Origin of the sequence: Candidatus Nitrosopumilus sp. (genome assembly GCF_965263415.1) — an archaeon.
Lineage (GTDB): Archaea > Thermoproteota > Nitrososphaeria > Nitrososphaerales > Nitrosopumilaceae > Nitrosopumilus.
The window spans coordinates 43,248-68,160 of sequence record NZ_CBDHHI010000002.1; the positions used below are offsets into that span (position 1 = coordinate 43,248).

The 24,913-nt window shown below is 33.0% G+C and carries 41 protein-coding genes; 12 read left to right on the forward strand and 29 right to left on the reverse strand.

All coding sequences use genetic code 11. The annotated features are described in order from the left end of the window. Window positions 1-19: 19 nt before the first annotated feature. The 15 genes from ACQY22_RS00345 to ACQY22_RS00415 all read right to left on the reverse strand — a co-directional run bounded on the left by ACQY22_RS00345 (window position 20) and on the right by ACQY22_RS00415 (window position 11,964). Window positions 20-2,005, reverse strand: coding sequence for a hypothetical protein (locus ACQY22_RS00345; protein WP_428323666.1), 1,986 nt, complete (start codon window positions 2,003-2,005; stop codon window positions 20-22). Further along, the gene (locus ACQY22_RS00350) at window positions 2,002-2,769 is read right to left on the reverse strand and encodes a fibronectin type III domain-containing protein (protein WP_428323667.1); all 768 of its coding nucleotides are present in this window, start codon (window positions 2,767-2,769) and stop codon (window positions 2,002-2,004) included. Before ACQY22_RS00350 ends, ACQY22_RS00345 begins: the two co-directional genes overlap by 4 nt. Window positions 2,770-2,771: 2 nt before the next feature. Then, entirely contained in the window at window positions 2,772-3,836 is a 1,065-nt protein-coding gene (locus ACQY22_RS00355) for a hypothetical protein (protein WP_428323668.1), read from the reverse strand. Between the two features lie 91 nt (window positions 3,837-3,927). Continuing rightward, window positions 3,928-4,281, reverse strand: coding sequence for a hypothetical protein (locus tag ACQY22_RS00360; protein ID WP_428323669.1), 354 nt, complete (start codon window positions 4,279-4,281; stop codon window positions 3,928-3,930). Between the two features lie 36 nt (window positions 4,282-4,317). Continuing rightward, a complete protein-coding gene (locus ACQY22_RS00365) occupies window positions 4,318-5,292 on the reverse strand; it encodes a phage tail tube protein (RefSeq protein WP_428323670.1) in 975 nt (324 codons plus the stop codon). A gap of 25 nt (window positions 5,293-5,317) precedes the next feature. Next, window positions 5,318-5,683, reverse strand: coding sequence for a hypothetical protein (locus ACQY22_RS00370; RefSeq protein ID WP_428323671.1), 366 nt, complete (start codon window positions 5,681-5,683; stop codon window positions 5,318-5,320). 31 nt (window positions 5,684-5,714) lie between these two features. Further along, the gene (locus tag ACQY22_RS00375; protein ID WP_428323672.1) at window positions 5,715-6,179 is read right to left on the reverse strand and encodes a hypothetical protein; all 465 of its coding nucleotides are present in this window, start codon (window positions 6,177-6,179) and stop codon (window positions 5,715-5,717) included. Next, the gene (locus ACQY22_RS00380) at window positions 6,176-6,778 is read right to left on the reverse strand and encodes a hypothetical protein (RefSeq protein ID WP_428323673.1); all 603 of its coding nucleotides are present in this window, start codon (window positions 6,776-6,778) and stop codon (window positions 6,176-6,178) included. The genes ACQY22_RS00375 and ACQY22_RS00380 overlap by 4 nt, the downstream gene beginning before the upstream one ends. Before the next feature lies 1 nt (window position 6,779). Further along, a complete protein-coding gene (locus tag ACQY22_RS00385) occupies window positions 6,780-7,430 on the reverse strand; it encodes a hypothetical protein (protein WP_428323674.1) in 651 nt (216 codons plus the stop codon). A 33-nt stretch (window positions 7,431-7,463) separates the two neighbouring features. Then, window positions 7,464-7,844, reverse strand: a complete 381-nt coding sequence (locus ACQY22_RS00390; RefSeq protein ID WP_428323675.1) for a hypothetical protein — start codon at window positions 7,842-7,844, stop codon at window positions 7,464-7,466. Between the two features lie 27 nt (window positions 7,845-7,871). Then, window positions 7,872-8,288, reverse strand: a complete 417-nt coding sequence (locus ACQY22_RS00395) for a hypothetical protein (protein WP_428323676.1) — start codon at window positions 8,286-8,288, stop codon at window positions 7,872-7,874. 38 nt (window positions 8,289-8,326) lie between these two features. After that, entirely contained in the window at window positions 8,327-8,857 is a 531-nt protein-coding gene (locus ACQY22_RS00400) for a hypothetical protein (protein ID WP_428323677.1), read from the reverse strand. Window positions 8,858-8,968: 111 nt separating this feature from the next. Continuing rightward, window positions 8,969-10,204: a hypothetical protein gene (locus ACQY22_RS00405; protein ID WP_428323678.1), complete on the reverse strand. Its 1,236-nt coding sequence runs from the start codon at window positions 10,202-10,204 to the stop codon at window positions 8,969-8,971. 1 nt (window position 10,205) lies between these two features. Next, window positions 10,206-11,594, reverse strand: coding sequence for a hypothetical protein (locus ACQY22_RS00410; RefSeq protein ID WP_428323679.1), 1,389 nt, complete (start codon window positions 11,592-11,594; stop codon window positions 10,206-10,208). Between the two features lie 49 nt (window positions 11,595-11,643). Beyond that, entirely contained in the window at window positions 11,644-11,964 is a 321-nt protein-coding gene (locus tag ACQY22_RS00415) for a hypothetical protein (protein ID WP_428323680.1), read from the reverse strand. A gap of 75 nt (window positions 11,965-12,039) precedes the next feature. Here ACQY22_RS00415 and ACQY22_RS00420 point away from each other — a divergent pair, with 75 nt between their 5' ends. Further along, window positions 12,040-12,528 carry a hypothetical protein gene (locus tag ACQY22_RS00420; protein WP_428323681.1) on the forward strand — a complete coding sequence of 163 codons (489 nt, stop codon included), beginning with the start codon at window positions 12,040-12,042 and terminating at the stop codon, window positions 12,526-12,528. A gap of 30 nt (window positions 12,529-12,558) precedes the next feature. Here ACQY22_RS00420 and ACQY22_RS00425 read toward each other — a convergent pair whose 3' ends face one another. The 5 genes from ACQY22_RS00425 to radA form a co-directional block, all read right to left on the reverse strand. Continuing rightward, a complete protein-coding gene (locus tag ACQY22_RS00425; RefSeq protein WP_428323682.1) occupies window positions 12,559-13,071 on the reverse strand; it encodes a hypothetical protein in 513 nt (170 codons plus the stop codon). After that, the gene (locus tag ACQY22_RS00430) at window positions 13,061-13,234 is read right to left on the reverse strand and encodes a hypothetical protein (protein ID WP_428323683.1); all 174 of its coding nucleotides are present in this window, start codon (window positions 13,232-13,234) and stop codon (window positions 13,061-13,063) included. The genes ACQY22_RS00425 and ACQY22_RS00430 overlap by 11 nt, the downstream gene beginning before the upstream one ends. Continuing rightward, window positions 13,231-15,234 carry a hypothetical protein gene (locus ACQY22_RS00435; protein WP_428323684.1) on the reverse strand — a complete coding sequence of 668 codons (2,004 nt, stop codon included), beginning with the start codon at window positions 15,232-15,234 and terminating at the stop codon, window positions 13,231-13,233. Before ACQY22_RS00435 ends, ACQY22_RS00430 begins: the two co-directional genes overlap by 4 nt. 205 nt (window positions 15,235-15,439) lie before the next feature. Beyond that, on the reverse strand, window positions 15,440-15,619 hold the full coding sequence (locus ACQY22_RS00440; protein ID WP_428323685.1) for a hypothetical protein: 180 nt from the start codon (window positions 15,617-15,619) through the stop codon (window positions 15,440-15,442). A gap of 31 nt (window positions 15,620-15,650) precedes the next feature. Then, complete coding sequence (gene radA, locus ACQY22_RS00445; protein ID WP_428323686.1) at window positions 15,651-16,736, reverse strand: DNA repair and recombination protein RadA; 1,086 nt, start codon at window positions 16,734-16,736, stop codon at window positions 15,651-15,653. Between the two features lie 34 nt (window positions 16,737-16,770). Between radA and ACQY22_RS00450 the strand changes: the two genes are divergently transcribed. Then, window positions 16,771-16,980 (forward strand): hypothetical protein, encoded by a 210-nt coding sequence (locus ACQY22_RS00450; RefSeq protein ID WP_428323687.1) that lies wholly within the window; start codon window positions 16,771-16,773, stop codon window positions 16,978-16,980. On the opposite strand, the gene ACQY22_RS00455 is transcribed toward ACQY22_RS00450, so the two are convergent. The 3 genes from ACQY22_RS00455 to ACQY22_RS00465 all read right to left on the reverse strand — a co-directional run bounded on the left by ACQY22_RS00455 (window position 16,952) and on the right by ACQY22_RS00465 (window position 17,931). Then, window positions 16,952-17,266, reverse strand: coding sequence for a hypothetical protein (locus tag ACQY22_RS00455; protein ID WP_428323688.1), 315 nt, complete (start codon window positions 17,264-17,266; stop codon window positions 16,952-16,954). The genes ACQY22_RS00450 and ACQY22_RS00455 overlap by 29 nt on opposite strands. Beyond that, on the reverse strand, window positions 17,250-17,453 hold the full coding sequence (locus ACQY22_RS00460; RefSeq protein WP_428323689.1) for a hypothetical protein: 204 nt from the start codon (window positions 17,451-17,453) through the stop codon (window positions 17,250-17,252). The genes ACQY22_RS00455 and ACQY22_RS00460 overlap by 17 nt, the downstream gene beginning before the upstream one ends. 61 nt (window positions 17,454-17,514) lie before the next feature. Further along, window positions 17,515-17,931: a hypothetical protein gene (locus tag ACQY22_RS00465; RefSeq protein ID WP_428323690.1), complete on the reverse strand. Its 417-nt coding sequence runs from the start codon at window positions 17,929-17,931 to the stop codon at window positions 17,515-17,517. A 226-nt stretch (window positions 17,932-18,157) separates the two neighbouring features. Here ACQY22_RS00465 and ACQY22_RS00470 point away from each other — a divergent pair, with 226 nt between their 5' ends. After that, window positions 18,158-18,571, forward strand: coding sequence for a hypothetical protein (locus ACQY22_RS00470; protein ID WP_428323691.1), 414 nt, complete (start codon window positions 18,158-18,160; stop codon window positions 18,569-18,571). On the opposite strand, the gene ACQY22_RS00475 is transcribed toward ACQY22_RS00470, so the two are convergent. Then, complete coding sequence (locus ACQY22_RS00475; protein ID WP_428323692.1) at window positions 18,568-18,891, reverse strand: hypothetical protein; 324 nt, start codon at window positions 18,889-18,891, stop codon at window positions 18,568-18,570. The two genes, ACQY22_RS00470 and ACQY22_RS00475, sit on opposite strands and share 4 nt — an antisense overlap. Before the next feature lie 36 nt (window positions 18,892-18,927). Next, window positions 18,928-19,083 carry a hypothetical protein gene (locus ACQY22_RS00480; RefSeq protein ID WP_428323693.1) on the reverse strand — a complete coding sequence of 52 codons (156 nt, stop codon included), beginning with the start codon at window positions 19,081-19,083 and terminating at the stop codon, window positions 18,928-18,930. A gap of 37 nt (window positions 19,084-19,120) precedes the next feature. Here ACQY22_RS00480 and ACQY22_RS00485 point away from each other — a divergent pair, with 37 nt between their 5' ends. The 9 genes from ACQY22_RS00485 to ACQY22_RS00525 all read left to right on the forward strand — a co-directional run bounded on the left by ACQY22_RS00485 (window position 19,121) and on the right by ACQY22_RS00525 (window position 21,874). After that, on the forward strand, window positions 19,121-19,306 hold the full coding sequence (locus ACQY22_RS00485) for a hypothetical protein (protein ID WP_428323694.1): 186 nt from the start codon (window positions 19,121-19,123) through the stop codon (window positions 19,304-19,306). 31 nt (window positions 19,307-19,337) lie between these two features. Further along, window positions 19,338-19,601: a hypothetical protein gene (locus ACQY22_RS00490; RefSeq protein WP_428323695.1), complete on the forward strand. Its 264-nt coding sequence runs from the start codon at window positions 19,338-19,340 to the stop codon at window positions 19,599-19,601. Window positions 19,602-19,637: 36 nt separating this feature from the next. Then, window positions 19,638-19,829: a hypothetical protein gene (locus ACQY22_RS00495; protein WP_428323696.1), complete on the forward strand. Its 192-nt coding sequence runs from the start codon at window positions 19,638-19,640 to the stop codon at window positions 19,827-19,829. 2 nt (window positions 19,830-19,831) lie between these two features. Further along, complete coding sequence (locus ACQY22_RS00500) at window positions 19,832-20,026, forward strand: hypothetical protein (RefSeq protein WP_428323697.1); 195 nt, start codon at window positions 19,832-19,834, stop codon at window positions 20,024-20,026. 1 nt (window position 20,027) lies between these two features. Further along, on the forward strand, window positions 20,028-20,321 hold the full coding sequence (locus tag ACQY22_RS00505; RefSeq protein ID WP_428323698.1) for a hypothetical protein: 294 nt from the start codon (window positions 20,028-20,030) through the stop codon (window positions 20,319-20,321). Between the two features lie 205 nt (window positions 20,322-20,526). After that, entirely contained in the window at window positions 20,527-20,886 is a 360-nt protein-coding gene (locus tag ACQY22_RS00510; protein ID WP_428323699.1) for a hypothetical protein, read from the forward strand. A 34-nt stretch (window positions 20,887-20,920) separates the two neighbouring features. After that, entirely contained in the window at window positions 20,921-21,199 is a 279-nt protein-coding gene (locus ACQY22_RS00515; RefSeq protein WP_428323700.1) for a hypothetical protein, read from the forward strand. Window position 21,200: 1 nt separating this feature from the next. Continuing rightward, window positions 21,201-21,623, forward strand: a complete 423-nt coding sequence (locus ACQY22_RS00520) for a hypothetical protein (protein ID WP_428323701.1) — start codon at window positions 21,201-21,203, stop codon at window positions 21,621-21,623. After that, window positions 21,620-21,874: a hypothetical protein gene (locus tag ACQY22_RS00525; protein WP_428323702.1), complete on the forward strand. Its 255-nt coding sequence runs from the start codon at window positions 21,620-21,622 to the stop codon at window positions 21,872-21,874. The genes ACQY22_RS00520 and ACQY22_RS00525 overlap by 4 nt, the downstream gene beginning before the upstream one ends. Window positions 21,875-22,492: 618 nt before the next feature. Here the strand turns inward: ACQY22_RS00525 and ACQY22_RS00530 are convergent. From ACQY22_RS00530 to ACQY22_RS00545, 4 genes are all read right to left on the reverse strand, one after another. After that, window positions 22,493-22,714: a hypothetical protein gene (locus ACQY22_RS00530; protein WP_428323703.1), complete on the reverse strand. Its 222-nt coding sequence runs from the start codon at window positions 22,712-22,714 to the stop codon at window positions 22,493-22,495. Continuing rightward, entirely contained in the window at window positions 22,711-22,950 is a 240-nt protein-coding gene (locus tag ACQY22_RS00535) for a hypothetical protein (RefSeq protein ID WP_428323704.1), read from the reverse strand. The genes ACQY22_RS00530 and ACQY22_RS00535 overlap by 4 nt, the downstream gene beginning before the upstream one ends. A 562-nt stretch (window positions 22,951-23,512) precedes the next feature. Beyond that, on the reverse strand, window positions 23,513-23,917 hold the full coding sequence (locus ACQY22_RS00540; protein ID WP_428323705.1) for a hypothetical protein: 405 nt from the start codon (window positions 23,915-23,917) through the stop codon (window positions 23,513-23,515). Between the two features lie 32 nt (window positions 23,918-23,949). After that, window positions 23,950-24,366 (reverse strand): hypothetical protein, encoded by a 417-nt coding sequence (locus tag ACQY22_RS00545; protein WP_428323706.1) that lies wholly within the window; start codon window positions 24,364-24,366, stop codon window positions 23,950-23,952. Between the last annotated feature and the right edge of the window lie 547 nt (window positions 24,367-24,913).

A 24,913-nucleotide genomic window follows, 5' to 3' on the forward strand; every position in this document is an offset into this window, starting at 1 on the left:
ACAGGTATTTTTGGATTATTTAAATGTTATTTGCCTTGACAATTGAATCATCAAGTCCAACCAACCTGTCAGTATTGGTTTCCATTATATCAAAATAATCAAATTTATGCTCACCAAATGTCAATATGGTTATTCCATCTGGATAAATCCATTCTATTGATTTTAATTCAAATGCTGAATCTATTGATTTTAATGGATATACTATATCCATCTCCAAACCTTCCCGCACAAAATTGATTAACTTGGGTGCCTGAACTACTATTCTTCTTTTGATAGTTTTTCTATCAGTAACTATACTGCTAACAAGTGAAGCAAGTTGATTCTGATCAAAGCCAGGTAAATATATTCTACCAGATATTCTACCATTATTTGTAATACTTGTTGCATCAGAATTTCTAAAATACAGTGTAGAAGTATTTTCAAATGTATATTCAACTGAAATATTATTTGAACCTGAAGCTGGAGCACTATAAAAAATTATTTGAGCTCCTGAACTTGAACCATCAGTATATTCAATATAATAATCATTACCAGCACTATCAGAACTATCTATACCTCTAATTTGTTCAGTTCCACCTACCGAAACTTTTGTAGTAATTGGCATATCAGAAAGTGAAAATGCAGTCAATGAACCATTACCACTGAACAATTCAGTTCTATTATGAACCTGAACTTCTCCTACTGCTTCCAAATCATTAATCAATAATGTAGTATCTTTTCCATCTACATTCATATTATAATCTTGACTTAATAATGAATGAGTAGTTGAAATTGGTGAATTTTCCTTTATCAAAACTTTTCTTGGTGTTATCCAAAATGATCTACTATCCAATGCAAATAAATTACTTATTATTGAAATTAATGTACCTCTAGCAACATATCTGTTCATTATAGTTCCATTTGAAGTATCGTTTACAAATATAAATTCAGAATCAATCTGCTCAAGTATCTTTTCAACTATTGTATCTGTTCTCATCCTGTTTGTAGCATCATCCAAAAATATATTATCAATACCGTTATTGTCAGAACTATCATCTCTAGAATCCATATTTGATTTTGAAATTTTTGTATTGATTGCAACCTCAGTATCACTTTGAGCATATACGGTCTTTACCCCGACATTATCCTCATAATGTGAAACCTTGCCACGGAATTTCATAGTCAATGGCTGTCTCTTTGCATTTAAAACTTTAGTAAAATCAGAATCCTTTAGATATCCTCCACTATAGATTCTTAATTGTGCAATATTTCCACGGAAATGTTTTGAACCAGCACCAAAATTCTTGCCAATTAACAAATCCACACCGCTTGCAGTATAATCATCGACAGCTGCACTTTTAGTCGCAGTACCTTCACTAGTTCCATCAACAGATACAGTTATCAAATCATTTTCATCTCTTTTTACCCTGACAAAATGATAATCACCATCACGAAGATCAACATTAGTTCCCGTAATTTGTGTAAGTATTCCAGCAGTACTGAATAACTCAACATCTACATAGCCTGGATCTGCTCCTGAAATTCCAATTTCAATTCCTCCGCCAACTCCACCATTTGACTTGCTAAAAAATGTTCTAGCAGTTGATGAACCAACCTCGGGAGTTACAACTACAATAATATCAAATTGTTTTGAAAAATCAAATCTGGAATTATCTGACACGGTTACTTTTTCATTATCTGCATTGAATCTAATTACTGGTTTGACACTTTTGGCATAATTTCTACTTGTATCATTGGCATAATCAGCTGTATAAGTACCATCATCACCATCCAAATCATATCCACCCTCATCCCTTGCTGAGTGTTGGAAATTATAAATTGCAGTCAAAAATGTTGTATCAGCAACATCTTGAATATATGTTACCTCATCACCTTCATCAATTGAATATTTTGGAGGTATTGAAAATTCCATAGAATCTACTGTTCTAGAACCGTTTCTTCTAGTCTTTGCAGACAGTAAATTAGACTCTAATCCATTTACCATAAATTTAATTAAATTGGTCATGGCCTTGTATGTTTCACCAAATTAGTAGCTTTACCAGCACCAGCACTATTAACGGCACTAACCCTATACTTGTAAATCACACCAGTAGTATCACTTGCACCTGTATCATCATAAGGTGTACTTGCAGCTGAAGTCAAAGTTTCCCATGAACCTATTTGTGAGCGTCTTTCAACCTTATAACCAGTAATTGAACTTCCACCCTCATCCGCAGATGCTACATTAGTCCAAGTCAATCTAGGATTTCCTGATACATCAGAAACAGACAGGTTTGTTGGAGGTCTTTGTGGTACATTTTCATCAATTGTAGTCTGAACATCACCAACTACAAAAACCATATTACAAATTGGATTAACTGGATCATCTTCCTCAAAACTAATATCAAGATCCTCTAATGTACATATTCTGTTTAAAATACTAGGACTTATAATTTCAAACTGATAACTATCCTCAATACCAGTAGGTCTAAATTCATTTAACAGAAATCCCATTTGACCGTCTACAGTTGTAGTATCAATTCCTGAAGCCAAACCTGAAGTAACTAGATTGGTATCTAACTTGTTTATTGGAAATGAATAATAGATTCTTTGAACGTTTCCAGTTACCTTGATTACAATAGTTTGTTCCTCACTTGTTTGTGGAATATCCTGAACAAACATTGGTGTATTAAGATTTATTCTGAGTGTCTTAAATTGATTTGATTGCATTATGAACGTTTCTGTCCCGAAATCTTCAACTGAGGTTTTTGTTATTCTTACTGTTGCCATTTTTATCTACGCCCTGGGAGTTTCTTCAATTCTTTTTGTACTTCATCCTGAATTTTTCTACCCAAATTTGGATCATCTAATTTCGGATTATTAATATTTACGGTTATTCCCATACTACCAGATCTAGGATTTCTAGCAGTACTTCTAGGTGATTCTACTCCTGTAAATCCTCTAGATTCCATAAATCTTTCTGTAAAGTCCTCGCCTCTAGTCTGAATAAATTTTTCATATATGTTTCTTGGCATTAACTTAGGTGTACTTGTACTCCTACCACTTCTACTTGATCTACCAGCACCAGCTCCTCCACCGATTACTCCCGCATTTTGACCACTTGACAGTCTCTTATGAAGTTCTACAGCTGAATTAATTATAAAATCAGCTGCCTGAGCAAATATATCACCTTGTTCCATTATCTTATTATTATAATTATCAATATCACTACCAGTATCAGCATATGCTTTTCTCATTATACTACCAGAAGAACTAATATTCGAAAAGAAATCAATTATTCCCTGACCTAAATCAGATAATGCCTGTTGATTACTTCTCCAATTATCACCAGCACCTTCACCAAATATAGTATCTAATATTCCTCCACCTACATTAGCAGAACCACCAAATACATCACCTTCCGCAATTTTTTCTCCACCTTCTAAAATTTCTGGAATTTGTTGAGAAAATTTCTGATAAAATGGTACAGCCCATTTTATCATCATTAATGCAAATGGTCTTAAAACAAGTCCAATAGTATCACCAATTGGTCTAAAAATCATTCTTATTGAAGTATCCCAAAGTTTAGCGGTAGCTGCAAAGTGTCCAGAACTTTCAGTAGATATCTTTAAGATTTGAGATAATATTGTAGTACCAGCTGTTACACCAGCTGCAATTCCGCCCAATTTTGCTAGATTCTTACCAGCTTCACCAGATTGACCAAAAATACTAGCAAGTACTCCCTGTTGTTTTTCAGCACCAAAAGTCTTGCCTAGTCGAGTCTCTAACTCTCTTATCTTAGAATCATCAATTACAAGTTTAAGGGTGTACGATATAGTTCCTTCGCCTCTGTCCAAGCTTTAGGAAGAATAGCTTTTAAATATTCTGTTCTTTGACTATTTACTTTTTCCTCATCCCATCCAAATAATAAAGCTGCACGGGTGTACATTAAGGCTTCTGATTCGTCAAACTCATTTCCTTCAGCATCACCGAATGACTCTGTAAAAATCTTCCTAAAGGGAATTGTTCCATCAGTACTAATAATATCTCCTGTACCGCATCATCTGGAAGCTCATAAATCTTGGTATAATCCTTTGGATCAAATGGTGCCTTGACAATGGCATATTCCATAATTAATCTCTGATATAATTGACCATCAAATGTAGGTGATAATGGATTCTTGGCATTATATGTCTGTTTTAAAATATCTTGAACTTCACCAAAAGTCAAATCAGACTTGTATTCAATAGTTTCTTTTACACCGTTAATATTAACTTCAAATGTCTTAGTTGAAATATTCATATTTTATTAGAAAATAAACAAGTATAAAAGGCTTTTCTATGGAGGCGTAGCCGTACTGTTTACTGCGGTCACAAGCATTGAACGAATATTCCATTTCAAATTTTCAAATATAATTTCGCCAGGTACCAAATCCTTGTCATGATCAGCTGGTGCTACACCAGTTCCCAAAAGTGTAATGCTTCTTTCATTAGAACCAGATAATCCATTTGATAAAGTGATTTCAAGTGTTGCCAATTCCTGTCTGTCAATTACATATTGTAACATGGTTTGATCAACAATTGCTTTTTTGAATCTTCCTGACATTTCAATAATTTTCTTACCAGACTTACCAGAAGGCTCAGCACTTCCAACTCCCCAAATTAATTCAACATTTGGCTCAAAGTTTAATTCAAAATCTTGAATCTGTGCAATTACAGTTCCATTTGGCAATTCCAAACTTGCATGAACAAAAGTATATGGAAATTGAATATCATCCGAAGCTGGTGTACTGTCAAGTGTAGTACTTAGAGAATCTTCCTTACCCCAAATCAAAGACATTGAAGCTTTTACAGCGTCATTAATTGTAGTTCTTAATGTTAATGAAGGAACTATGACACCTTTGGCATTTCTTACAACATTTTCAGTTTCAGCATCAATACCAATTTCCAAATGTCCCGATTTTACATTTCTAACAGAAGTATTATCAAATGCACCAGCACCAACAAAGTCAGGATCAGAACTCCATTTATGTTCATAAGGATCTGAACCAGTTGATTCAGGAGTTGTAAATATAAAATCAAAAAACCATGGATTTGAAATTATCCATTCTGCCTGAGCAAAACCTTCAGTCTTACCAAAAATCCATTTCTTTATCTCAGGTGTATATAATTCCTTTACACCTATTGTATTATTAATAAGACGTAAACCTGTTAATTTATTCTCGCAACCGAAAACCTTTGTTTGGGTAGCTCCACCCTTGAAGGTAGATTCATACCCATATTGAACATAAGCACTAGCACCTGTAACTGGCATAATTATTTAAGTCTGACTATAGTTTTTAAATATTATGCTTATGAGGACATTCCTTCTTTGTTCCTTTAGCTATATTACAAGTACCACATAATACCTGAAATCCTTCTGGATAATCATTTTTAACCAACCATTGATATAATGCTTGACCGTGGCCACAACCCGTTTCTCTATGTTTTTTACCATCTCCATTAATATGATCAATAGTTAATCCTTCAAAAAGTGATTCTTCACAACATTTACACTTCATAGTACCATCAGAATAATAAAAAATTACTCTATGTTTAAAACTACGTTCTCTTTTACTTAATGGGCTATTAGGATCATTCCTATATTTTTTCATTAATTCTAATATACGCTCTCTATTTTCTTGATAATATTTCTTATTATACACAATATTTTAAATATCTAAACATTTAAAAACATTATGGATTCAATCTCATGGCTTCAACATCTACTACATATCTGAAATAATTCTTAAAGTCCTCAAGCATTGGTTGGGCTTGGCCTGGCAAAAGTTGAACATATTGTCTATTATTTACCGTTGGAGCAGCTACATTTGTCTTTAATATTCTATAAACCTCATCTACCATCTGTTCTACCCGATCTTCACTTTTGCCAGTCCTAACGTCCAAACTGACAGAAAGATCATGAAGCCAATCAAAAATAGGATTACTATCTGCATCCTTATATTGCAAACTGAAAATATTAGGATTATCAGAATCAAGCATTACTATAATATTCTCATCAGAATTGGTACCTACATTGACTGTTTTTGTCCTCCAAGCCTTAGAAAATGTCGGTCTTTTTCCGCCTGATCCTGGCCTCCATTTATCACTTAACAACTTGATAATATCATCTGCAAATTTTAATCCAGCCAATCCACTCATGATTTCATCTTACCTTTCATTGATATAAATTTTGATACTTTCTTTCTAATTCTATTAATACGTTTAAGTATCTTCATTATTTTCTTGAATTTGCTTGTTTTCTTGCGATTTCCACTGACTCTAGCACCATCAGCCTTGACTAGTCTAAGTATTGCTTTTTTAAAGAATCTGGTTGGTTTTATTCCCTTTGACTTGATTTTATTGGCAATTTTTAATGTTACTTCATAAGACTCAGAATGTGGTACTCCAAGCTTACCTTCAACCCAATTTCTTAATGCATCAAAATTAACAGTTCTGCCAGGTGTAAGACCAAACTCAACAGGCCATCCATAAGGTGACTTTACAACTACAGATACGTTATTATCCTGAACAACTACTTCAATTGACTCAGATAATTCACCAGTAAAATTCTTGTCACCTTCCTTTAGATTTTCTCTAGCATAAACTACAACTTTTGCACATATGTCTTTTTTCAATCTGTTCATCTCTTCCCGATTTTCCGCAAGCAAGTATTGACTGTTAATTTTTTTGGGTAATGCCTTATCTATTGCTCTTTTACCAGAACGAAATATCTTGGTTACTGTTTGTTGAAATGGCAACCTACATCACTACTTGAATCTCAGAATAATTCCATATAATCTTGTCAATCTCCTTTTGCCATATTTCAATAATATCTTTCTTAGCTACATTACCCATTCCACCATAGGAAATTTCAGACATTTTAAAATCAGTTGTTAACATATCAATACAAGTCATTAACTTGCAACATTTTTTAATATCTCTAGGAATAGGCTGTCCATCAACAACCTCTTTAGTTCCGCCATATCTGTAAGTTACTCTAAATCTGTTCTTTCTTAAAATTGTATAAATAAATCCTCTAATGTATAATAATCCTTTTGATTCCTCAAAATGTACAAGATTATTACCAGTAACAGTTTGTGGAGTCCATTCTATTCCATTCCAAATTTCAAACAAGTCACCTTCTGATTCATCCCAAGGTTTCAATTGTCTATGTTTTAACGGAATATACATACCATGACCATAATCATAAATGTCTGAAACATTATGAACTTCAGCAGTATACACTTTTTTAGTCAACCATGAATGACCAGTTTCCCTGTCAATTTTATCCTCGTTATCCATGATAAATTCCTCAACCATGGTAGTATTAGGATCAGTATTTGCATTGATATCAATTCTAAACCAATCGGCAATATTACCTACAGAACAATATTCAGGACTACGAACCATATATAAACTTAAATTAGAAACTTTTAAACTTTATCAGTTCATTCCACGGTACCAATACTTAAATGCAGGGGTATCTGAATCAGCCTTGGCTTGTATAATAATAGTATCATATGGCTTTGTAATAACTGCACTAACATTAACATCTCTAGTTAACGCTGTACTAGCAGTTTCTTCTTGCCATTCATCACCAGAAACATCTGTATCAGCATTTGGTTTGTATGTACCATAAACTCTATAATCACCATCAATGGCTCCGCCATCTATTCTAATTGTAAATCCTAAATTTCTAAAATCTTTATTCTTAATTACAACTTTGTTAGCCCATGAAGTAGTTAAAGTATCTGCCTCATCATAACCTGTTCTATGAAAATCTTGAGCAATTTTTCCCGAAATAGATTTTTCTACTAAAGCCATAATGTTTAATATAAAAAATCGTGGTATTTATTTATTATTATGAGGACAAATACCTCCATTTCTAGCCTTACCCCAATTACAATTCATACAATAAACTTGAAATCCTTCTGGAAAATCATTCTCAACTAACCAAAAATATATACTATATCCTTTACCTATTTCACGCCTATGCTCAGCACCATTATTATCAATATGATCAATTGATAGAAATAAAAATTCATTCTCTCCACAACATTGACATTGGTTTTTTCCATTAGTATAATGATTAAAAACTAAAATCTTCTTTTCTTTAATTTTTTCATTTATTTGTTTATTAATCTTATTTTTATTTCTTTTTACATAATTTCTTTGATATTCTCTTATTTTTTCTTTATTTTTCTCATAATATTCTTTATGTTTTTTATCTATTTTATCTTTATTTCTAGAATAATAAGTCTCACTCAATAAAAATAATAAAAAAGTTTGGTATAAAAATATTATGTTTAGTTACCACGGATTCTTACTCTACAAGTTGCTCCATCCATAAGGGTTGAAGCCACAGGTAATTCAGAAAACAATGCTACTGCACTATTTTGAATACCGCTATTTGCACCTACATTAAGAGTTACATTTCCAGCCTCGACTTTAACTAAATTATCACTGGAATCAATACCCAAGTTACCATCAGTTACAATAGTACCTCCACCAGTTACATTTAAGTCATGGCTATGTGCGGTTAATCCGTAAACTTTCAATTTTCCTAAAGCTGCATCATCACCAGCACCAGGCACATATTGAATCATAGCACCTACTGAACAATGTAAAATTTCACAAGAAATTATTTTCTTGAATTTTCTAATTGCTGAAAAGTCTACAATTGGGCCATCAACTGCGTAATCACCATCATCGAAAGTTACATCGACAATTGCTTCACGTTCTCTACTAGCTGCGTTAGGTTTTACTGCTAAACTAACATCGTCATTGAGATTATTCCATGTCGAGTTAATTGCTACAGAAGTAGTTAAGTCTGCCATGTTTATCTACAAAAGAAATTACTATTTAAGTTTTATCAAAATTTCCCGAATAAATTTTTGTATAGTTTACACTAGATAAAATAAAAAATAAAAATAAAAGATTTTGGAAATCTAGTTTCCTTTGAGAATGTTGATAACCTTTCCTTGTGCTTTAAAGTTGCGACAAGTTGTTTCGGCTAGCATTTCATACAAAGCACGGTCAACGAATGAATCAACGATGAATGGCCATCCTTGCTGTCTCTTACTTGCTTCATAATAAAGAATTGGTTTCAATACTTGAAGTCCTAAGAGTGGCTTGTTTGGTGCCATTTTATCGGCTGAAGTGTTTAAGATGAACAAGTCACCAGCGTTGGTACTAGTTGAGCCAGGTGAATCCTTTGTTGGGATAAATGGTAATCCATAAACAGTTGAGATATGGAGTCCTACGCCTTGGCCGTCAAATGTGTTAATACCATTAACACTTACGTTAAACTCGGATCTTGCTTCTGAAGCATTTTGAATACGAACTGCGTTAAAGTATGCTTTTTGAACTTCACTATAAGTATCCTGACCTCCAACCAAAAGATTTGGTTCTTTACCACCAGCAATTCTGATATCACTAAGGGTATCAGTAAATGTACTGTTTGTAATTACGTCAGAAGTAGTTAATGAAGCACCAGCTGAATTAACGGTAGAGTCGTATGTAGTTGCAGAGTCTCTATCAATACTTGCTGTACCTCTCCATGGATCGAAAGCATCGTTCCATCCGAGTGCTACTGCATCCTCTTCAGCATCATTAGAAACAATTCTAGGAATTGATTCCAAGTCTAAGAGTGTAAGATCATCAGCTGCTTCGTTTGCGAGGACTGCTGGATCTAATGTAAGCATGTTGTTTAGATTCTCTTTAAATTGATCAGCTGCATAGATTCTTTGATGTGCTAGAGAACCGAATAGGTCGTCTCTAGAACCTTCTACTAAATGTTCATGAAGTTCGGAAACTTCGAACGGATAAACTAGAGTCTTTGGTTTGAACTGTACTTCCTCAATGGTTGGTTTAACTGAATCTGGAATTAATCCACCTTCAACGTTACCACCTTTTGCGGTGTTATTGCTAGAACCTTTATCAGTTAAAGTATCACCTTTTGCTGTAAAGATACGAGCACCAGAGTAGTCCCATACGAACTTTGGAAGAGCTGCGAAGAGGTTTGCTTCAAGGTTGAAGTTTGCCCAAGCGATAGCTCCGAAAATTGGGTTATATGCACCAGCATCACCAGTTGTATAACCAGCTTTCATAATTTCATCAGGTGTTCTACCGTAGTAGTAATTAGTTAGTTCATCAAGTGTTTGTAAACCTAAGAAAGTTGTCATTTTAGAAACCTCCTTGAGGTAGACCTGTGCCTAACTCACCTTTCAGTAATCTATTCCAACCCTCAATGAAGGATTGTTCATAATTGGTATGTTTTCCACCCCATCCTTTGTTGATGGCATCAAGAACTTGAGCTCCTGTTGGTGCTCCTTTTGGTGTTTCAGGATAAATACCTTTTGGTCTTACTGCTTTAAGTACTGTATATTCAAAACCGTCAGATTTGGCTTCACCAGTAATGGCTTTTTCCATATCTTTCTTCTCATCTTTATCGTCTTTCTTATCCTCAGATTTAGCTACATCGTCTTTCTTATCATCCTTTTCATCCTCTTTCTTATCATCTTCAGCTTTAGCAACTGCATCATCTGGTTTCTGATCCTTTACGGTATCAGATGTTCCACCTTGTGCGTCACCAGTTGGAGCGTAAGTTTTAGCCTCGTCAGGAGCAGCTTCAGTTTTTGCACCAACATCTGAACTATCAGTTACAGCTGGTTTTTCTTCTTTAGTTGCACCATGTTCTACAGGATTTGCATCCTCGGCTTTTTCGAGTTTTTCATTAATACCTTTCAAAACAGACTCAATAGAATCAAGTTTGTTTTCATGGCCTTTAACGAGAGTACTAAGTAAAGAAATTTCTGAGCTATGATCTACAGAATTAGTAGAATTTTCAGATTTTTCAATAGGTTTGTCAGAATTGTCGTTAGTCATGTTATTAATATTCGTTTCGGATTTATCTATATAAAGATTGTTATCTTTCTCCGAATCACTTATATTACCATCACTTTTTTCAATCTCTTTCTTTTCTACTTCTGCTTTTTCAAATTCACAATTAACTCCCGAACATTGGATTCTTTGTTTTCCGCCATTCTCCATAACTCCCAAATTAGAAGCCTTGGCAAATTCATTAACATAATCAATAACTGCTAACTGATTAATTGGCATTGGACATACTGATATTTCATATAGTTCCAATGCTTTTAAATTCATTACAAGTTTTCCGCCTTTTACAATTGGCTCACGAACTTTTGAAGCTCCACCCATTGAAAAACCAGCATATTCACCTTTTACAATTTTATCCCAAACATTATCATAAAGTTCAACACCTTTTTTCTTAAAAATTTCAGCTTCGATATAGACTGAAGGGTGTCCATCAATTTCAGATTTCTTGTATGATAAAGCCTTACCTACCATTCTATTAGAGTGCCAATCATTGATTGCTGGGAATACATCAAAATAACTTTTAATTACATCAGTAACTTCACTTACAGCTACAAATTCATCCTGTTTATCTACAACCTCAACAGTGATATGACCTTTAATAATTCTACGATCATCCTTTTCCTCGGTTTCTACACCTTTAGTAACAAAATTAGTAAAATTCCCAAATTCAGGCATATATAAAATTTTGCAAAAAAAGTATAAAAAGATAATGGTTTGACTATTTCTAGCCAGGTTTTGTCAGATCTGAAGTATTAACTATTCCACCTGAAGCATTATTAATTACTATTGAAGGCGGAATTACGTTATTACCATTTTGTCTGAGTCTAAGACCTATCAGTATCGCTCCCGCCATACCTAGGTATAGAATCAAATCAAATGCTCTATCAAAGTGATCCTGTCCCATAGCTGGACAAGCTATAGTCGAATCAGTGTAACATTGATAAAAACCGAAACCTGTAATTGAACCTAACAACAGGAATACACCTATTGTAGTTGCAAGTGCAATATCGGTTTTTGAAGCACCGCCAAATGTATCATTGGACATAATCTTCTACAACTAAACCCTATATTTAAGTGTATACGGAATCTTATATATACCAGTTCTTATATTAGAAAAAATATGGATTTTCATGTTTATGATAATATTTACAAATACAAGCGTATGTATCCAACAACTCATCATTACCCCGAAAATCATTATCCAATAAAACGAATAGCAATTACTGAAGAAAATTCATTCTGGTTTGAGACAGATATGAAAATGGAAGATCATAATGTCAATGTAAACAAAAGATATCTACATCTTCATCAAGGAATCAAATCAATTGCAAAAATGCAATTTGACAAAGAACCTCGTTTTATTGATACCCAATCTGACGTAATTTATGATCCTAAAGACAATTGTATTAAAATTTTCAAACCTGGCAGAATATGGCCATGGTCTAAACCAATATTTATCAAAGGAATCAAAGGAAGATCATATTTTACATCTAAACCATTAAAGAAAATGAAAGCAAAAGGTGAATGGATATTTGATCATCCAAACCAGACAGTTCATATAATGTTAGATTATTATCCTGGCAATCGTGGTAATCATTGGTCTGACTAGTGGTACTACTAGTCCCTATAGGTACCACTATTAAATTCCAGCTGGTCTAGCACCACTAGTTCTTAAAATTTTATAATCCTTACCATATTTTCTTCTATGTTTCTTTTCCAATGGATTCTGAGATTTTCCGCCAGCTTCACGATATTCTCTATGAAATCTCTCCATTTTAGGCCAACAATGTTGAGTACATAATGAAGCATTAATCTGATACGTATCAAATGGTTTTTGCCATTTGCCACAGAAATCACATATTTCCTCACTAGGTTTATGATATACAATTGTGTATAACGCCTCAGTTCCGCGTTTTTCCATACATCTAGAACAACAATAAAATAATGATGAAATAATGTAATCTTTTCTCATACAGCCATAACATACACCTTCACCATGCTTGTTAATTTTCTTTTGTTCATCGGCCTGAATTAATTGGTGTAACTTCTTGCCTACATCAGTCTTTTTCTTTTCTCTTTCAAAATAACCTTCTTTTGCTATAGCACCTTCGCCAGTAGTCCCATCTGGTACATAATCTGGTCTATGGCTCATTTTGTAAAACCCTCAATATTTCATCTTTATCTACTGGTTTTATTTCTTTATCAGTTAAAATAAATGAATATTCACTAACTCTATCATGTAAAATTTGAGATAATATTTTCATTTGTTCATGATCCATATCTATAGCTTGTAAAAATATAATTTTCTTACTCATACATTCATTATCAAGAATTTAATGATATTTAACGCTTCCCCTTTCTCAATATTATGATCTTCAGATAATCGTTTGGCCATAGTTGTTAGAGTCCATCCATTTACAGCTCCTTTTTGCATAACTTCTCTAGCTGCTAACAAATTTGCTTCAGAAATACCCTTATTACTATATGATTGACCAGCACTAGGACTTCCACCAGCCTGACCGCCAGTATCAGAAGGTCTGTTCATTAATGGTTCTCCACCGAAATTAGTTGATTTTTCGCCAGGTGCCTTTGTACTTTTTACTTTTCCAGTTTCACCCTCTCTAACATTAGAACCTAATCCACCCATCATCATCTGACGTTCTGGATTTGGGAACTGACTAAATTGGAAATTACCATTACCATCAGTCCATATATCAAATCCCATGGCATACATCATTTGAGCATTTTGTAATTCTGCACCTTTAATTTGATGATCTCTTAACTTGTCAATTTCCTCAGAATCAATTAGTTCAATATGCCAATCCTCAACACCTAACATCTTTGAAAGTGGTCTGAAGAATTTTTCATTTAAGATTCTTTGATAACCCTTGATAGTCTTATTTGTAATTGTAACTTGTAATGATTCATTACCAATTCCAGCCTTTGTCTGCTCACCATAAAATACAGGTTGAACACCGTAAATAGATGAAATAATCTGTCTCATTTCAGTTCTTAATGCTGTTAATTCCAATTCCTTAAAGTTTGGAGTCAAATCAATGTATTGTAATGCTGAACCTACATCTGGTGTATTAAGTAAAATTGGTCTTGGCATGTAAGGATCTGCTCTAGCACCTTGTTTTTGTCTATCATAAAATGACTGTACAGTTTCATAGTTTCTAGAACCTATACCCAAAATTGATTTTGGAGGTCTTTCTTTGTCAAAATATTTCCAGATATATTCGTCTTGATGGAATAATGACATTACTTTCTTCCAGATAGAAACCAATGGACTAAGACCATAAAGCAAGTCAGGGTGATATTTGCCAGGTGTCCAAATAATTTCATGTTTAGCATAATATTGTCGTCTAGGATTTGCAATAGGCAATCCAAATGGTACACTGTTTGTTTCCATTACAGCTGTAAATGCCTCACAGCCACATTTATCACAATATGGTTTTTCTAATAATTTATCTCTATGTTGATAATTTGGACAAATCCATCTAGGATTATTGTCAGCACCAATACCTAATTTTCCCTCATCATTGGCAATCATAGAAAGTTGAACAGGGTGAACACGGATAAGTTCATCAATTTCAGATTTTTTAATATTAGCTTTTTTAGTTGCACCTGGCACCATTCTTACGGATTTAGTTCCATCAGGTGTACCAATTGCATATTTTCTGGTAACAACTGTTACCGCATAATCTATAATATCCAAATCACGTTCATATTGTTTTGCTACATCAACTAATGATTGATCGTTGGTATTAACATATTCAGAAATAAAAGTTTGTAATGTTGATCTTCCATCAGGATCAGGTTTTGCAAACATTTCAGGATCATTATTATCACACTCATCACACTGTAATTCCTCTTTATCCTGAGTCTTACCAAGCTTATCCATAGGTACATAATTTTTTAATGGTTTTTCCTTGAAGGTTTTAAGACAATTAAGACACTTGTATTTGAAATCAGCCTCTATTTTGATTCCATTCTTAAACATTTCTCTTTGAATGGTTTCATATACTGCACGAAGATCTCCAATATTCTCCGCCATCTCAAACATTCTATGTGGGTGTAATCTCCATAATGGAACCTTGGAACCAGTTGGAGTATCAAGATATGGTAATGGTAATGAGGCTCTTCCACCAGAACTTATGTAATCATCACTATCAGTTCCGCGTGCGGGTTGCATAGCCTTAAGTGTAGCATCTAAAGTATGCTCAACATATTCATAGTGTTTTTTATCCGCTATAGTATAATTGTTTGGGTTAAGTTTATTAAAGGTCTTTGAAAAATTATCCAAAAATTTCATATTTTTTAATAAATATCAAATTATTTAAGATTTGCTCAAGACACTAAAAATTCGTCCTCACAGCCTCCATTTTCTTTAGGACACTCATAAAGACCTTTAGTATGAGTAGTTTCAACTAATTCAATATCACAATCAGGACACTTAATCATGATTAATATCCATTAAATACCCTATATAAAGGTTGAGTTATGATATATAAATCTATCTATCCTAATAATTCAGATAAACCACTTAATTCATGAATACAATAAGCGGGTGTTTGTTCATATTTCAACATAGTATCTTTATCTAAGTTTTCATACTTTTCTAAAGATTCATTAAGTTTGGTAATTATTTTTCTAGCTTGTTTAACTGCTAAAGATCTAAATTCGGGGCTATTATGCATAATTTATTGTTAAAAAACAAGTATAAAAGAATTATTGTTCATCTTCAATTTTAGATTCTTCCTCTTTTTCCGCAGCTTTCTTGGCCTTTGTTTCTTCACGTTTCTTCTTTGTAGCCTCTTTTTTGGCTACTTCAGCGTCCTCATCACGAACTTCTACATCTACTACTCCACGATCATTAAGAGCAAAATTAACTTCAATTTCACCATGGCCAGGTGAATCTACCATTCTAGCAATTCTATTCTTACCTACTTTCTTAAAGTAAATTCTATAGGTACTGTTATGTGCGAATATATCCCCGCCAATTGGTTTAGTAGGATCAGCATAAGGATTTCCATTAGGATCTTTCATAACCTGATTTGTAACAATTGTAGCACAATGATATCTCTCAGTAATTCTGGATACAAGATTAATGAATCTGTTTAATTGTCCTTGTCTATCTGATAGTTTACCTCTACCAATATATTCGCCTCTAAATAGGCCAGTTGCACTATCAATTACCAATAATCTAACATTTTCTTCCTCAATTAATTTACCAGATTCATTGACTATCATTTTTAATTCAGCCGTATTAATTGCATTAGCATGAATGATATTATCCAATGCTTCATCTGGATCTATTCCAATTTTTTCCGCAATTGTAGTAATTCTTTCAGGTCTAAACGTATTTTCTGTATCAATGTATAATACTCTAGCGGGCTTATCCTCATCAGATAATCCACCTTGATCTTTTGGTAATTGAACTCTTACACACATAGTATGACTGAATTGTGTCTTACCAGAACCAAATTCTCCATAAACTTCAGTAGTTGCATCAACCTCTAATCCCTTGCCAAATAACTTGTTTAATGAATCAGAACCAGTTTCAATATATTCTACATTTTCTCTATCTTTCTTAACATCTCCGCCACGCTGGAATCTTGGTTTTATTTCATTCTCTTTTCTTAATGCGGTAGTTGCCTTTATCATTAAATTCTCAGCTGAAATTAAATCCATTCCAGTTACATCAGCCAAATCGGGGACTGCGAACGTAGTTAAAAACAACACATCATGTATACCTAAATCAGTCAGTTTTTTAGCTGTAACTGCACCAACGCCAGGTAAATCAGTTAATTCCATACTTTTTAAATAAAAGTATCTTGTATAAAAGGCTATGGGAATAGGAATAGTTTACATATTAAATCAACAGAATGAAATTGTTGAAAAGTTTGAAGTTGATTGGGAAGTTGCAATTAATAATTATTGGGGAAAAAGAGATCATCGTGGAAGATTCCATATAGCACCAAAAGGTATTGAAGTTCCATATAAAATGAAGCAAAAAGATTTAAAAGATTTTAAGCGTCCGACTCGTCAAGAAGCTTGAATAATTCAGTATCATTAAATTTATCTCTATTAGCCATGATATGAGCCTTTATCTTATCCTGTTTCTGTTTATACTCTAATGTATCTTTGATTAAATTATCAAAATCTTTTTGTCGATTTATCAAACTCTTATTCAAAAATACTATTACTCTAATCAAATCTTTTTTAGATTGAATTGAATCCACAGTAATATTTAATCCTAAAATTATCATATTGGAAAACCTATCAGGAGATATGGCTTTTCTCAATTTTTTAATTGGTTCTGATAATCTAGATTTGGGCCTCATGTAATCTCCTTTCCCTTTCTTCACTAGCACCATCCCAAGCCATTTTACAACCTCTATTTCCACAAACTACACTTGCGGAGAAATCAGTAGTTGCAACTGGAACACCAGATTCCATTTTACAATCAGAACAATAGAGTCTTAAATTGTTTGGATTTGGTCTATTGAACATAGATTTTATTTTAATCATACAATATATTAGTGTTTCTAGTACTACTAAAACTTCGTGGAGGTACTACCTAGTAGTACCACTAACATAAATTATGATCAAAATTACATTTTTCTCCTGTATTTTTGGAATTATTGCAACCATAACACATAACTTGAAAATCTTTTCTCATTTCGGGATTTTTAAGTAATTTAAACATTAATGATCTAGAATCAATTCTTTTATCCTTTTTAACTGGCTTAATATGATCAATTGTAAGTATCCACCATTGAGTTAAACCACAACAAACACATTTTCCGCCCATTATTTTTAATAATTTTATTTTAGCTTTACATGTATCTAATCTATATCTCTCTTTGTATTTAGTTTCAGATTCATTTTCACATTTAATACATGTTGGTACTGGCATAAATCCAGCAAATTTAGTATTAATTATTCTAAATTCATCAATAATTTTTGATTCTTTACATTTATTACACTGTACATATTGCTGTTCCAAGGTGACATACGTACATTTTTTGACTATATAAAACTTTCTGGTAAATAGTAATTATTAATATAGAAAAAAGCTTAGCATACGCTACTATCTAAAAGAAGAAAAATCTACTATATAAATCTATACCGTATATTTTGATCATGATGTACGTATGTTCTTTAAAGACTTCATTACGCACATACGATAATCGTTTGGGAATATTTATTAGAGGTATCTCTGTCTAAAGATCATGGTTATTTTATCAGGATATGAACAATGGTTAAGAAATGGTAAAAAATACAAGAATACTGAAGGAATGACTGATGGTGTTGATTATATTAGATTTTCATTAAAATCCGAAAAAGGAGCTCCTTATGCTGATTTTGAACCTTGTGATGGTTCAATTAAGATTAATTTGGATGAAATCTATAATGAAGTAAAATATAATGAATATTCTAATCCAGAAGGAGTATTAATTGCTAAGATTATAGATGTTATTGGTCATGAATTAAGTCATAAATGGTTTCAATGGGGAATGGCGGAAGAATTGGATAGCTGGACTAGTGGTACATTTAATGAAATGGATGAAAGAATTATGAGAGTAATAGTTGATTGGATAGTATTTGATAAGAAAAAGAAAGGCGAAATGTACGATTGGAGTTAATTATCTTTTAAATGTTGATCTACCTGACCACGCATATAATCTATTTTACTTGAGACTTCAGAAACCTTATCAAATAACATTTTATGAACTTCATGAGCATGTTCAACCTCATTTTCAATAACTTCTTTGATTTCTGCCTCAAAATTTTCTACACTTTCTTTAAGATTATTCAAATCATTTTCAATAATCTTCAAATTAGGGCAAGTTTTTAGTGGTTTTTTCTGTTTTGCATGAATAATTTTAGCAATTGCACCCCCAGCTACACCAATTCCAGTTACAATAAAGTAAATTATGTTGTCAATAGTCCAATCCAAGTCCATATGAAATTCATATAGAATAATACTATATAAAAATGATTAGAAATCCATTGTATTACCCGTAATTAGGCCTTGAATACACCTGGCACGATAATTTTCAGCCTCATCATTACTGTAATAATATTTTAGGAACAAATCAGACCATTCATCTCCGTGAAGTGCCAAAAGATCCTCATGAGTAGTTGCTTCAGCCATGAAATAGTTTATATTTGGGTATTAATAAACGTTTATCATGCCATGTCCAGTTTGCGGAGAGCGAGAACAGATTAGGGAAGAAAAATTTCCCGTATCTGATGTTGATCCAAGTCTAGAAGTTTTTGGATATCTAATTTTATGTAAAAAATGTGGATATTCTTCTAATTGTGCATGTTCAATTAAGAAAAATAGTTCAAAAACACCAATTTCTACTAAATCATAATTCTTATATACATTAAATTTACCTAAAAATTATGGATTGGTTACGAGGTAACTTAGAACAATTGGTCGAAGAGTGTCCAAACGTTGTTCTTGAAAAATCAGATATTCTTGAAATAATGTCTCATGTAGGTGCAGTTAATGACATAATTGCTCGCGAACAAGAAGATGATGTTAAAATTGCAAAATTAAGTGATGAGCCTGAAGATTCTGGTAATGTTGAAATTGATTTTGCAGATGAGGATGATCCTGGCGAAGAATCTGAAGATCAAAAATATTCTTTCAAATGGCCATTTTAGATAGGTTTATATTTTAGATATTTTCTTAAATAATTTATGCATGATGTAACTATCAAAGTTGCGGATAATTTAGAGCCTCATAGTGTAATTGAAGCAGTCTATAGATTATTAAAGAAAATGAAAATAAAATATGAAGGAATTAGTGGCGGAGATCTTGAAGATTATACAGTAACAGATTTTACGAAAGGTGATGGATTTTATACAGTTTTAAAGGTGTTTAAAAAATGAGTATGACAGCTAAACTAGGAGTTCCGCCAGGTATGGAAAATGCTACAGTTATAAAAAATCAACCTTCCATATCAAATAATAAAGTTCCAAAATGTGACAAATGTGGAAGTACTAATTTGGCTAGGAATATGACAGCTGACATACATAAACGTGGTTCTATTATTTGTTTAAAATGCGGAAAGGACGTTGAATTATAAAATGTCTGATTTAGATGATAAATATGATAAAATGGCTAAAGAAATAAGTAAATTATTATTTTCTTATTTAAGTGATAAATATAGTTTTGTTTATACTGGTACTATTGATCCAAAATTTTATGAAGGACATAAAGAATTTGGTGAAACTGCTGGATTAAAAATTACCATTTTTGAAAAGGGTAATAATGAAACTCCTACATATGAACAAGTTCATGAATATCTTAAAAAAATTGCCGAATTATATGGTAATAATATTAGTTTAATAAATCGAATCAAGAAATTTTTTAGAAAATAACATTTATATATAACAATATTATTTACTATTATTAGCGGTGTAGTGTAACAATCGCATAGCACGGGAGGCTCATACCCTTCAAGTCTGGTTGAAATCCAGCGTTCGCTACCATTTTAAAGATTTAAATATATCACCAATATCTTAATTGTATCCAGCATTTATTCGGGGAAACCTGAACGTTGAGCGGGATAGGAAGGTGAAATGAATGGTAAGTATATACATGGATATAGAAAAATTATTGGCAGACAGAGAAAAACTGCACCAAAATTATGTAAGTAATTGTGGTGAAGATGAAGGTACAGAAAATATGATTTTCATTGATTATGATGCAGAACTAAAAACTGTTGATCGTTGGGAACAAGGTGAATTATTCTTGAGTTTCCAAGCTAGAGAATATGATTTAGATATCAATTCTACCTTCAATGCTGACGATGATGATGTAGTTCATATTTTAGAACATGCATTAGATACTCTAAATGAGTATGCAGTAATCAAAGTCTTGGAATTTGTTGGCAAGAAGATCAACAAACTAAAGTCTGCACTAGAAAGTCTGAAGGGACTCTAAACACTTATATTTCCTTTCTTTTTTTATTATAATTATGCCTAGATACATGAGAGACTTGAGGCGAACTATCGCTGACATAGTTTCCAGAAAAGAGAACAAACGCTCTACTCTACAACAGTATTGGATAGTAGATACTCAGGTTGAAAATGCATTAGGAATTATGATTCCAGCAAAAGCACCAGTTAAAATTAATTGGTTAATTAGAAAACTTGAGCAAAGAGGCTGGTATACAGTTTCACAACATATAGTAAAATCTTCGGGAAGAGATAGAAGCATTAGTTTCACAAACCTAGTACTACGAAAGGAGGAATAAATTGTTAGGATATAATTCTGACGGTGTACTAGGAACTCAATTTCTTTCTGAATTAACTGCTTTAGATTTTGAAGATGATTGGGTAAGTGGAGGTTCTTATACTGTTGATTTTAATGATCCTGGCACACCATTCACATCATTTTATAAACCTAATACTAATCCTACAATAACAATAGATACGTCTGATAGTACATGGGTTGCAAAGGGTAATGTAAGATGTAATCGTGTAAATTTGAAAATAAATAATGAAAATCATATAGTTGATCTTCCAGTTGAACATTTATTATCATATGTTAATGGAAATTTGGTATTTACTTCTGATACATTTTATGTTCAAGTAAGAAAGGATTTAGGTAGTTCTCCAAGACTAGAAATTTATTCTGATTCTAGTTATGATAATTTGATAGAGAGTAGGTCAATTTGATTCTAGTTAGTACACCTGGCAATAAAAAAGGATATTTTTATGATTTAGCTAATAAATGTGCGGAATGTGCTGATAATGGAATTAAAGTTCTTGATATTATGAGTGAAGTTGTATTTGGTACCAGACCAAAACCAAAATATTTTGATGAACATGCATTTCAACATAATGCAAATGTAAAACTTCAAATTTATAGTGACTATGTTAATGAAGGCGATCTTTATTATAATAATGGAATCCTAAAAATTGCCTAAGTGCGGAAGTGTTTGTAGAGTAAAGGCTACAGGTATGTTCTATGTTTGTGAACTAGAAAAAGATCATGTCGGGGATTGTCAGGAAACCGTTACCTGGCCTAAATATTTTAAGGGCTTTAGCTCAGACTTGAACTGAGATCACTGGCTTCACAGACCAGTATGCTTGACCTATTGCACTACCAAAGCCATAAACTCATAATGTCCCGAAACCACACGGGTTAAACCCTCAAAGAGAGTAACGAAGATTCGAACTTCTCATTATGATGTTCCTTGAGATTTCCCCTTAATAGAGCTCTTATCAAGTCATGTCAAGGAACAAATTATTATTAAAATATCTAAAATATAAATGAAGCGGTCAAGGGTTGACTTGAACAACCGTCTTACAAGTTAACAGCTTGTCGCTCTGCCATACTAAGCTACCTGACCATGGTGATGATGAAGTGGTTGCCTCGTTAGTCTCAAATGCAGTAAAAACGAGTTACTGAGAAACGCTTTCATATTCTGCGGGCAACAGTGTTGCTTTTTGCGACTTCGAGTCTGTGACCACTAAGATCATCATTAAAAATAAAAAAGTTTGGGAATATAAAGTTATGTTTTCCAACCATAATCAGAAATTATCTATAATAAAATCTGTTCTATTTCGCATCTTTTATCAGGATTATTTTCTAGAAATGTTTTTATTCCTTCAAATACTTTTTTATAAAATAAAATTTTTCTAATATGACTGTCAGATATCACATAACCTAAATCGCTATCTTGAATATATTTGAGATTTTCCCAAGTTAATTCCCAATTATCATCTGATATATCAACTTTTGAGCGGTCATATTCTTCAGTCATGCTACATCTTTATCTTCGAGGACTGCCCAATATATAACTTTCTCCCAGGCCTTCATTCGCTCTGAATTGCGGGCTTCAAAGAGAATTGTCCCTTCATAGGCCGAGGATGCTTTCCTTTCGGAACCTTCTATGGAGCCAATAAGATTCCAAAGCCAGGTAAAGTCCTTAGTCATATAAATTAAATGATAGACACACTTTTTTAATCTTTGTTTTTCCACATTTGCAGACCATTTCAATTTCTGCTTCCATTTTATGTTCTATTATAATTTGTTGAAATGCGGATTCAAAAGATGATTTTTTATCTTTAAATTCAAAATCATGAAAATGTATTTTTTTCATATCATTAATAATGGGGGAATTAATGTAATATAAATCAATAGGAAAGGTTGCCTCAATGCCTAGTAACCCTCATACTAGTATGCAAAGAGGATATGGGCTTCCTATTTTCCCTCATTCGAACCTAATGGGCTGTCATAAGAGTGACCAATCTTGATCAAGGAATCGGCCAACTAGCAATTTCCTTTCGGGAATACCTAATATAAATGTGGGGTTTAGATGTGTATCTTATGAGCAGCTAGCTATACACTTGCGACTTATTTACCCTTTATTCAGCCTCATCTACTCATAATTATTTTGTGGAAATGGTAATATAAATTTTTAGATAACGGGCATTTCACCCGTTACCCAAGAGCTCGCCTTGCTCTACCTTTTGAGCTACCGAAGATTTCTCATCGGGGAGTTTGTTGAATTTACTCCATCAAGGCTCTAGTATAATAAAAAAGGATAGGTAATATAAACCTATTTTGCGGTTATGGTTATTCTATAGTCTGTATATGGCATATCCATAGATTGCCATCCAGCAAGTGTAGGTATTGTATAATTATTTTCTTCAATTGTGCCGAACAGACCTAGTTTCTGAATCTCACAGAATATGTCGCATGGAACATCTTCCTTTTTTTCAAAGTAGATTTGAGCTGAATCCCTATCCATTGACACTGATTTGATGGTATCAATATATTTTTCAACCAATAATTTTACGCCAGGTACAAGTGTTTGTGTATCCCTTGTCATATTATGGATTAAGTTGATTCTGTCCTGAAGATATTGTTGAATTTTTTCCTCGCGGGACAATTCATTTTCCTTTTCTTCTTGTTCTGCTTCGTAGTTGTCGCGTTCTTTTTTTGCGTCTTTATTTTCAAACATTAAAAATAAGGAATTGGAAGGGATATATAAATCTATTCTTCCACTTCTGATACACTACAGATTTGTTTTGTTTCTGCGGGAATAATTTTTTCCTCACATTTTTTGATACGATTGATATTTTTGACTATCTGTAGTGTAGGTAGACACTGACACCATGGACATTTTTCAACTTGGATATCTGACGCATCATCATATTCGCCTGATATTACTCTGAGCATCATTTTGACTTGATCTTTAGGTTTGTCCAAAAGATCAGGATATACATACATGGCAAAATGAAATTCTCTATTATATTCATCATGGAATTTTTTGGCGGTTTCACAACATAGTTGTGTAACTTCAAAGTCCTTTAATCCATCTGTATATTTGTCTGGTATTGGTAGGTCATTTTCATCTACTGTTCGATAACTATTGCAAGTTACCCATAGTTTACCTGTTACTTCAGTCATAATTAAGTTCCGCGAAGATACCATATATAAATGTTAGGTAGGGTGAGTAAAATACGTTACTCCCGAGTTTCGCCTCTACCATGCGTGTGAGATTATTCACAATCGTTCAGTGTATCCCCCTGTTAGGCTAGCTCAGGAGATACTACCGCTCTGTTCTGACAACAGCCCTAACAATAATATTTCCGCAGATACCATATATAAATCTTTTTTTCTAGAAATTCCCAAAATTTTTTATTCCCGCAAATGAGGAAACCAATGATAAACTAATTCATCAATTGAATCATATATAAATCTTTTTTTCGTATTTTCTGGCATTTTATATATGTGGATCTGAATAGCCCTCCATATAAACGTATTGGCGTGGAAAACTGCATAGGTTTATATTACACCTTTATATACTGAAATGTTTATTAATGGGATATATAAGGAACACCTGGCATGGGCCACAATATAAATACCTTTCTATTAAATAAGATCTATATAGATTATTTAAATATCTATATAGTTCACAATAGAAACCTATATATTAGGGCTTCCCAGGCCGATA

Bases quoted from the DNA above. Each gene is read 5' to 3' on its own strand.
- ACQY22_RS00345 (WP_428323666.1), bottom strand. From the start codon at position 2,005: ATGACCAATTTAATTAAATTTATGGTAAATGGATTAGAGTCTAATTTA.
- ACQY22_RS00350 (WP_428323667.1), bottom strand. From the start codon at position 2,769: ATGGCAACAGTAAGAATAACAAAAACCTCAGTTGAAGATTTCGGGACA.
- ACQY22_RS00360 (WP_428323669.1), bottom strand. From the start codon at position 4,281: ATGAATATTTCAACTAAGACATTTGAAGTTAATATTAACGGTGTAAAA.
- ACQY22_RS00365 (WP_428323670.1), bottom strand. From the start codon at position 5,292: ATGCCAGTTACAGGTGCTAGTGCTTATGTTCAATATGGGTATGAATCT.
- ACQY22_RS00375 (WP_428323672.1), bottom strand. From the start codon at position 6,179: ATGAGTGGATTGGCTGGATTAAAATTTGCAGATGATATTATCAAGTTG.
- ACQY22_RS00385 (WP_428323674.1), bottom strand. From the start codon at position 7,430: ATGGTTCGTAGTCCTGAATATTGTTCTGTAGGTAATATTGCCGATTGG.
- ACQY22_RS00390 (WP_428323675.1), bottom strand. From the start codon at position 7,844: ATGGCTTTAGTAGAAAAATCTATTTCGGGAAAAATTGCTCAAGATTTT.
- ACQY22_RS00400 (WP_428323677.1), bottom strand. From the start codon at position 8,857: ATGGCAGACTTAACTACTTCTGTAGCAATTAACTCGACATGGAATAAT.
- ACQY22_RS00405 (WP_428323678.1), bottom strand. From the start codon at position 10,204: ATGACAACTTTCTTAGGTTTACAAACACTTGATGAACTAACTAATTAC.
- ACQY22_RS00410 (WP_428323679.1), bottom strand. From the start codon at position 11,594: ATGCCTGAATTTGGGAATTTTACTAATTTTGTTACTAAAGGTGTAGAA.
- ACQY22_RS00415 (WP_428323680.1), bottom strand. From the start codon at position 11,964: ATGTCCAATGATACATTTGGCGGTGCTTCAAAAACCGATATTGCACTT.
- ACQY22_RS00420 (WP_428323681.1), top strand. From the start codon at position 12,040: ATGGATTTTCATGTTTATGATAATATTTACAAATACAAGCGTATGTAT.
- ACQY22_RS00425 (WP_428323682.1), bottom strand. From the start codon at position 13,071: ATGAGCCATAGACCAGATTATGTACCAGATGGGACTACTGGCGAAGGT.
- ACQY22_RS00430 (WP_428323683.1), bottom strand. From the start codon at position 13,234: ATGAGTAAGAAAATTATATTTTTACAAGCTATAGATATGGATCATGAA.
- ACQY22_RS00435 (WP_428323684.1), bottom strand. From the start codon at position 15,234: ATGAAATTTTTGGATAATTTTTCAAAGACCTTTAATAAACTTAACCCA.
- ACQY22_RS00440 (WP_428323685.1), bottom strand. From the start codon at position 15,619: ATGCATAATAGCCCCGAATTTAGATCTTTAGCAGTTAAACAAGCTAGA.
- radA (WP_428323686.1), bottom strand. From the start codon at position 16,736: ATGGAATTAACTGATTTACCTGGCGTTGGTGCAGTTACAGCTAAAAAA.
- ACQY22_RS00450 (WP_428323687.1), top strand. From the start codon at position 16,771: ATGGGAATAGGAATAGTTTACATATTAAATCAACAGAATGAAATTGTT.
- ACQY22_RS00455 (WP_428323688.1), bottom strand. From the start codon at position 17,266: ATGAGGCCCAAATCTAGATTATCAGAACCAATTAAAAAATTGAGAAAA.
- ACQY22_RS00460 (WP_428323689.1), bottom strand. From the start codon at position 17,453: ATGATTAAAATAAAATCTATGTTCAATAGACCAAATCCAAACAATTTA.
- ACQY22_RS00470 (WP_428323691.1), top strand. From the start codon at position 18,158: ATGGTTATTTTATCAGGATATGAACAATGGTTAAGAAATGGTAAAAAA.
- ACQY22_RS00475 (WP_428323692.1), bottom strand. From the start codon at position 18,891: ATGGACTTGGATTGGACTATTGACAACATAATTTACTTTATTGTAACT.
- ACQY22_RS00480 (WP_428323693.1), bottom strand. From the start codon at position 19,083: ATGGCTGAAGCAACTACTCATGAGGATCTTTTGGCACTTCACGGAGAT.
- ACQY22_RS00485 (WP_428323694.1), top strand. From the start codon at position 19,121: ATGCCATGTCCAGTTTGCGGAGAGCGAGAACAGATTAGGGAAGAAAAA.
- ACQY22_RS00490 (WP_428323695.1), top strand. From the start codon at position 19,338: ATGGATTGGTTACGAGGTAACTTAGAACAATTGGTCGAAGAGTGTCCA.
- ACQY22_RS00495 (WP_428323696.1), top strand. From the start codon at position 19,638: ATGCATGATGTAACTATCAAAGTTGCGGATAATTTAGAGCCTCATAGT.
- ACQY22_RS00500 (WP_428323697.1), top strand. From the start codon at position 19,832: ATGACAGCTAAACTAGGAGTTCCGCCAGGTATGGAAAATGCTACAGTT.
- ACQY22_RS00505 (WP_428323698.1), top strand. From the start codon at position 20,028: ATGTCTGATTTAGATGATAAATATGATAAAATGGCTAAAGAAATAAGT.
- ACQY22_RS00510 (WP_428323699.1), top strand. From the start codon at position 20,527: ATGGTAAGTATATACATGGATATAGAAAAATTATTGGCAGACAGAGAA.
- ACQY22_RS00515 (WP_428323700.1), top strand. From the start codon at position 20,921: ATGCCTAGATACATGAGAGACTTGAGGCGAACTATCGCTGACATAGTT.
- ACQY22_RS00530 (WP_428323703.1), bottom strand. From the start codon at position 22,714: ATGACTGAAGAATATGACCGCTCAAAAGTTGATATATCAGATGATAAT.
- ACQY22_RS00540 (WP_428323705.1), bottom strand. From the start codon at position 23,917: ATGTTTGAAAATAAAGACGCAAAAAAAGAACGCGACAACTACGAAGCA.
- ACQY22_RS00545 (WP_428323706.1), bottom strand. From the start codon at position 24,366: ATGACTGAAGTAACAGGTAAACTATGGGTAACTTGCAATAGTTATCGA.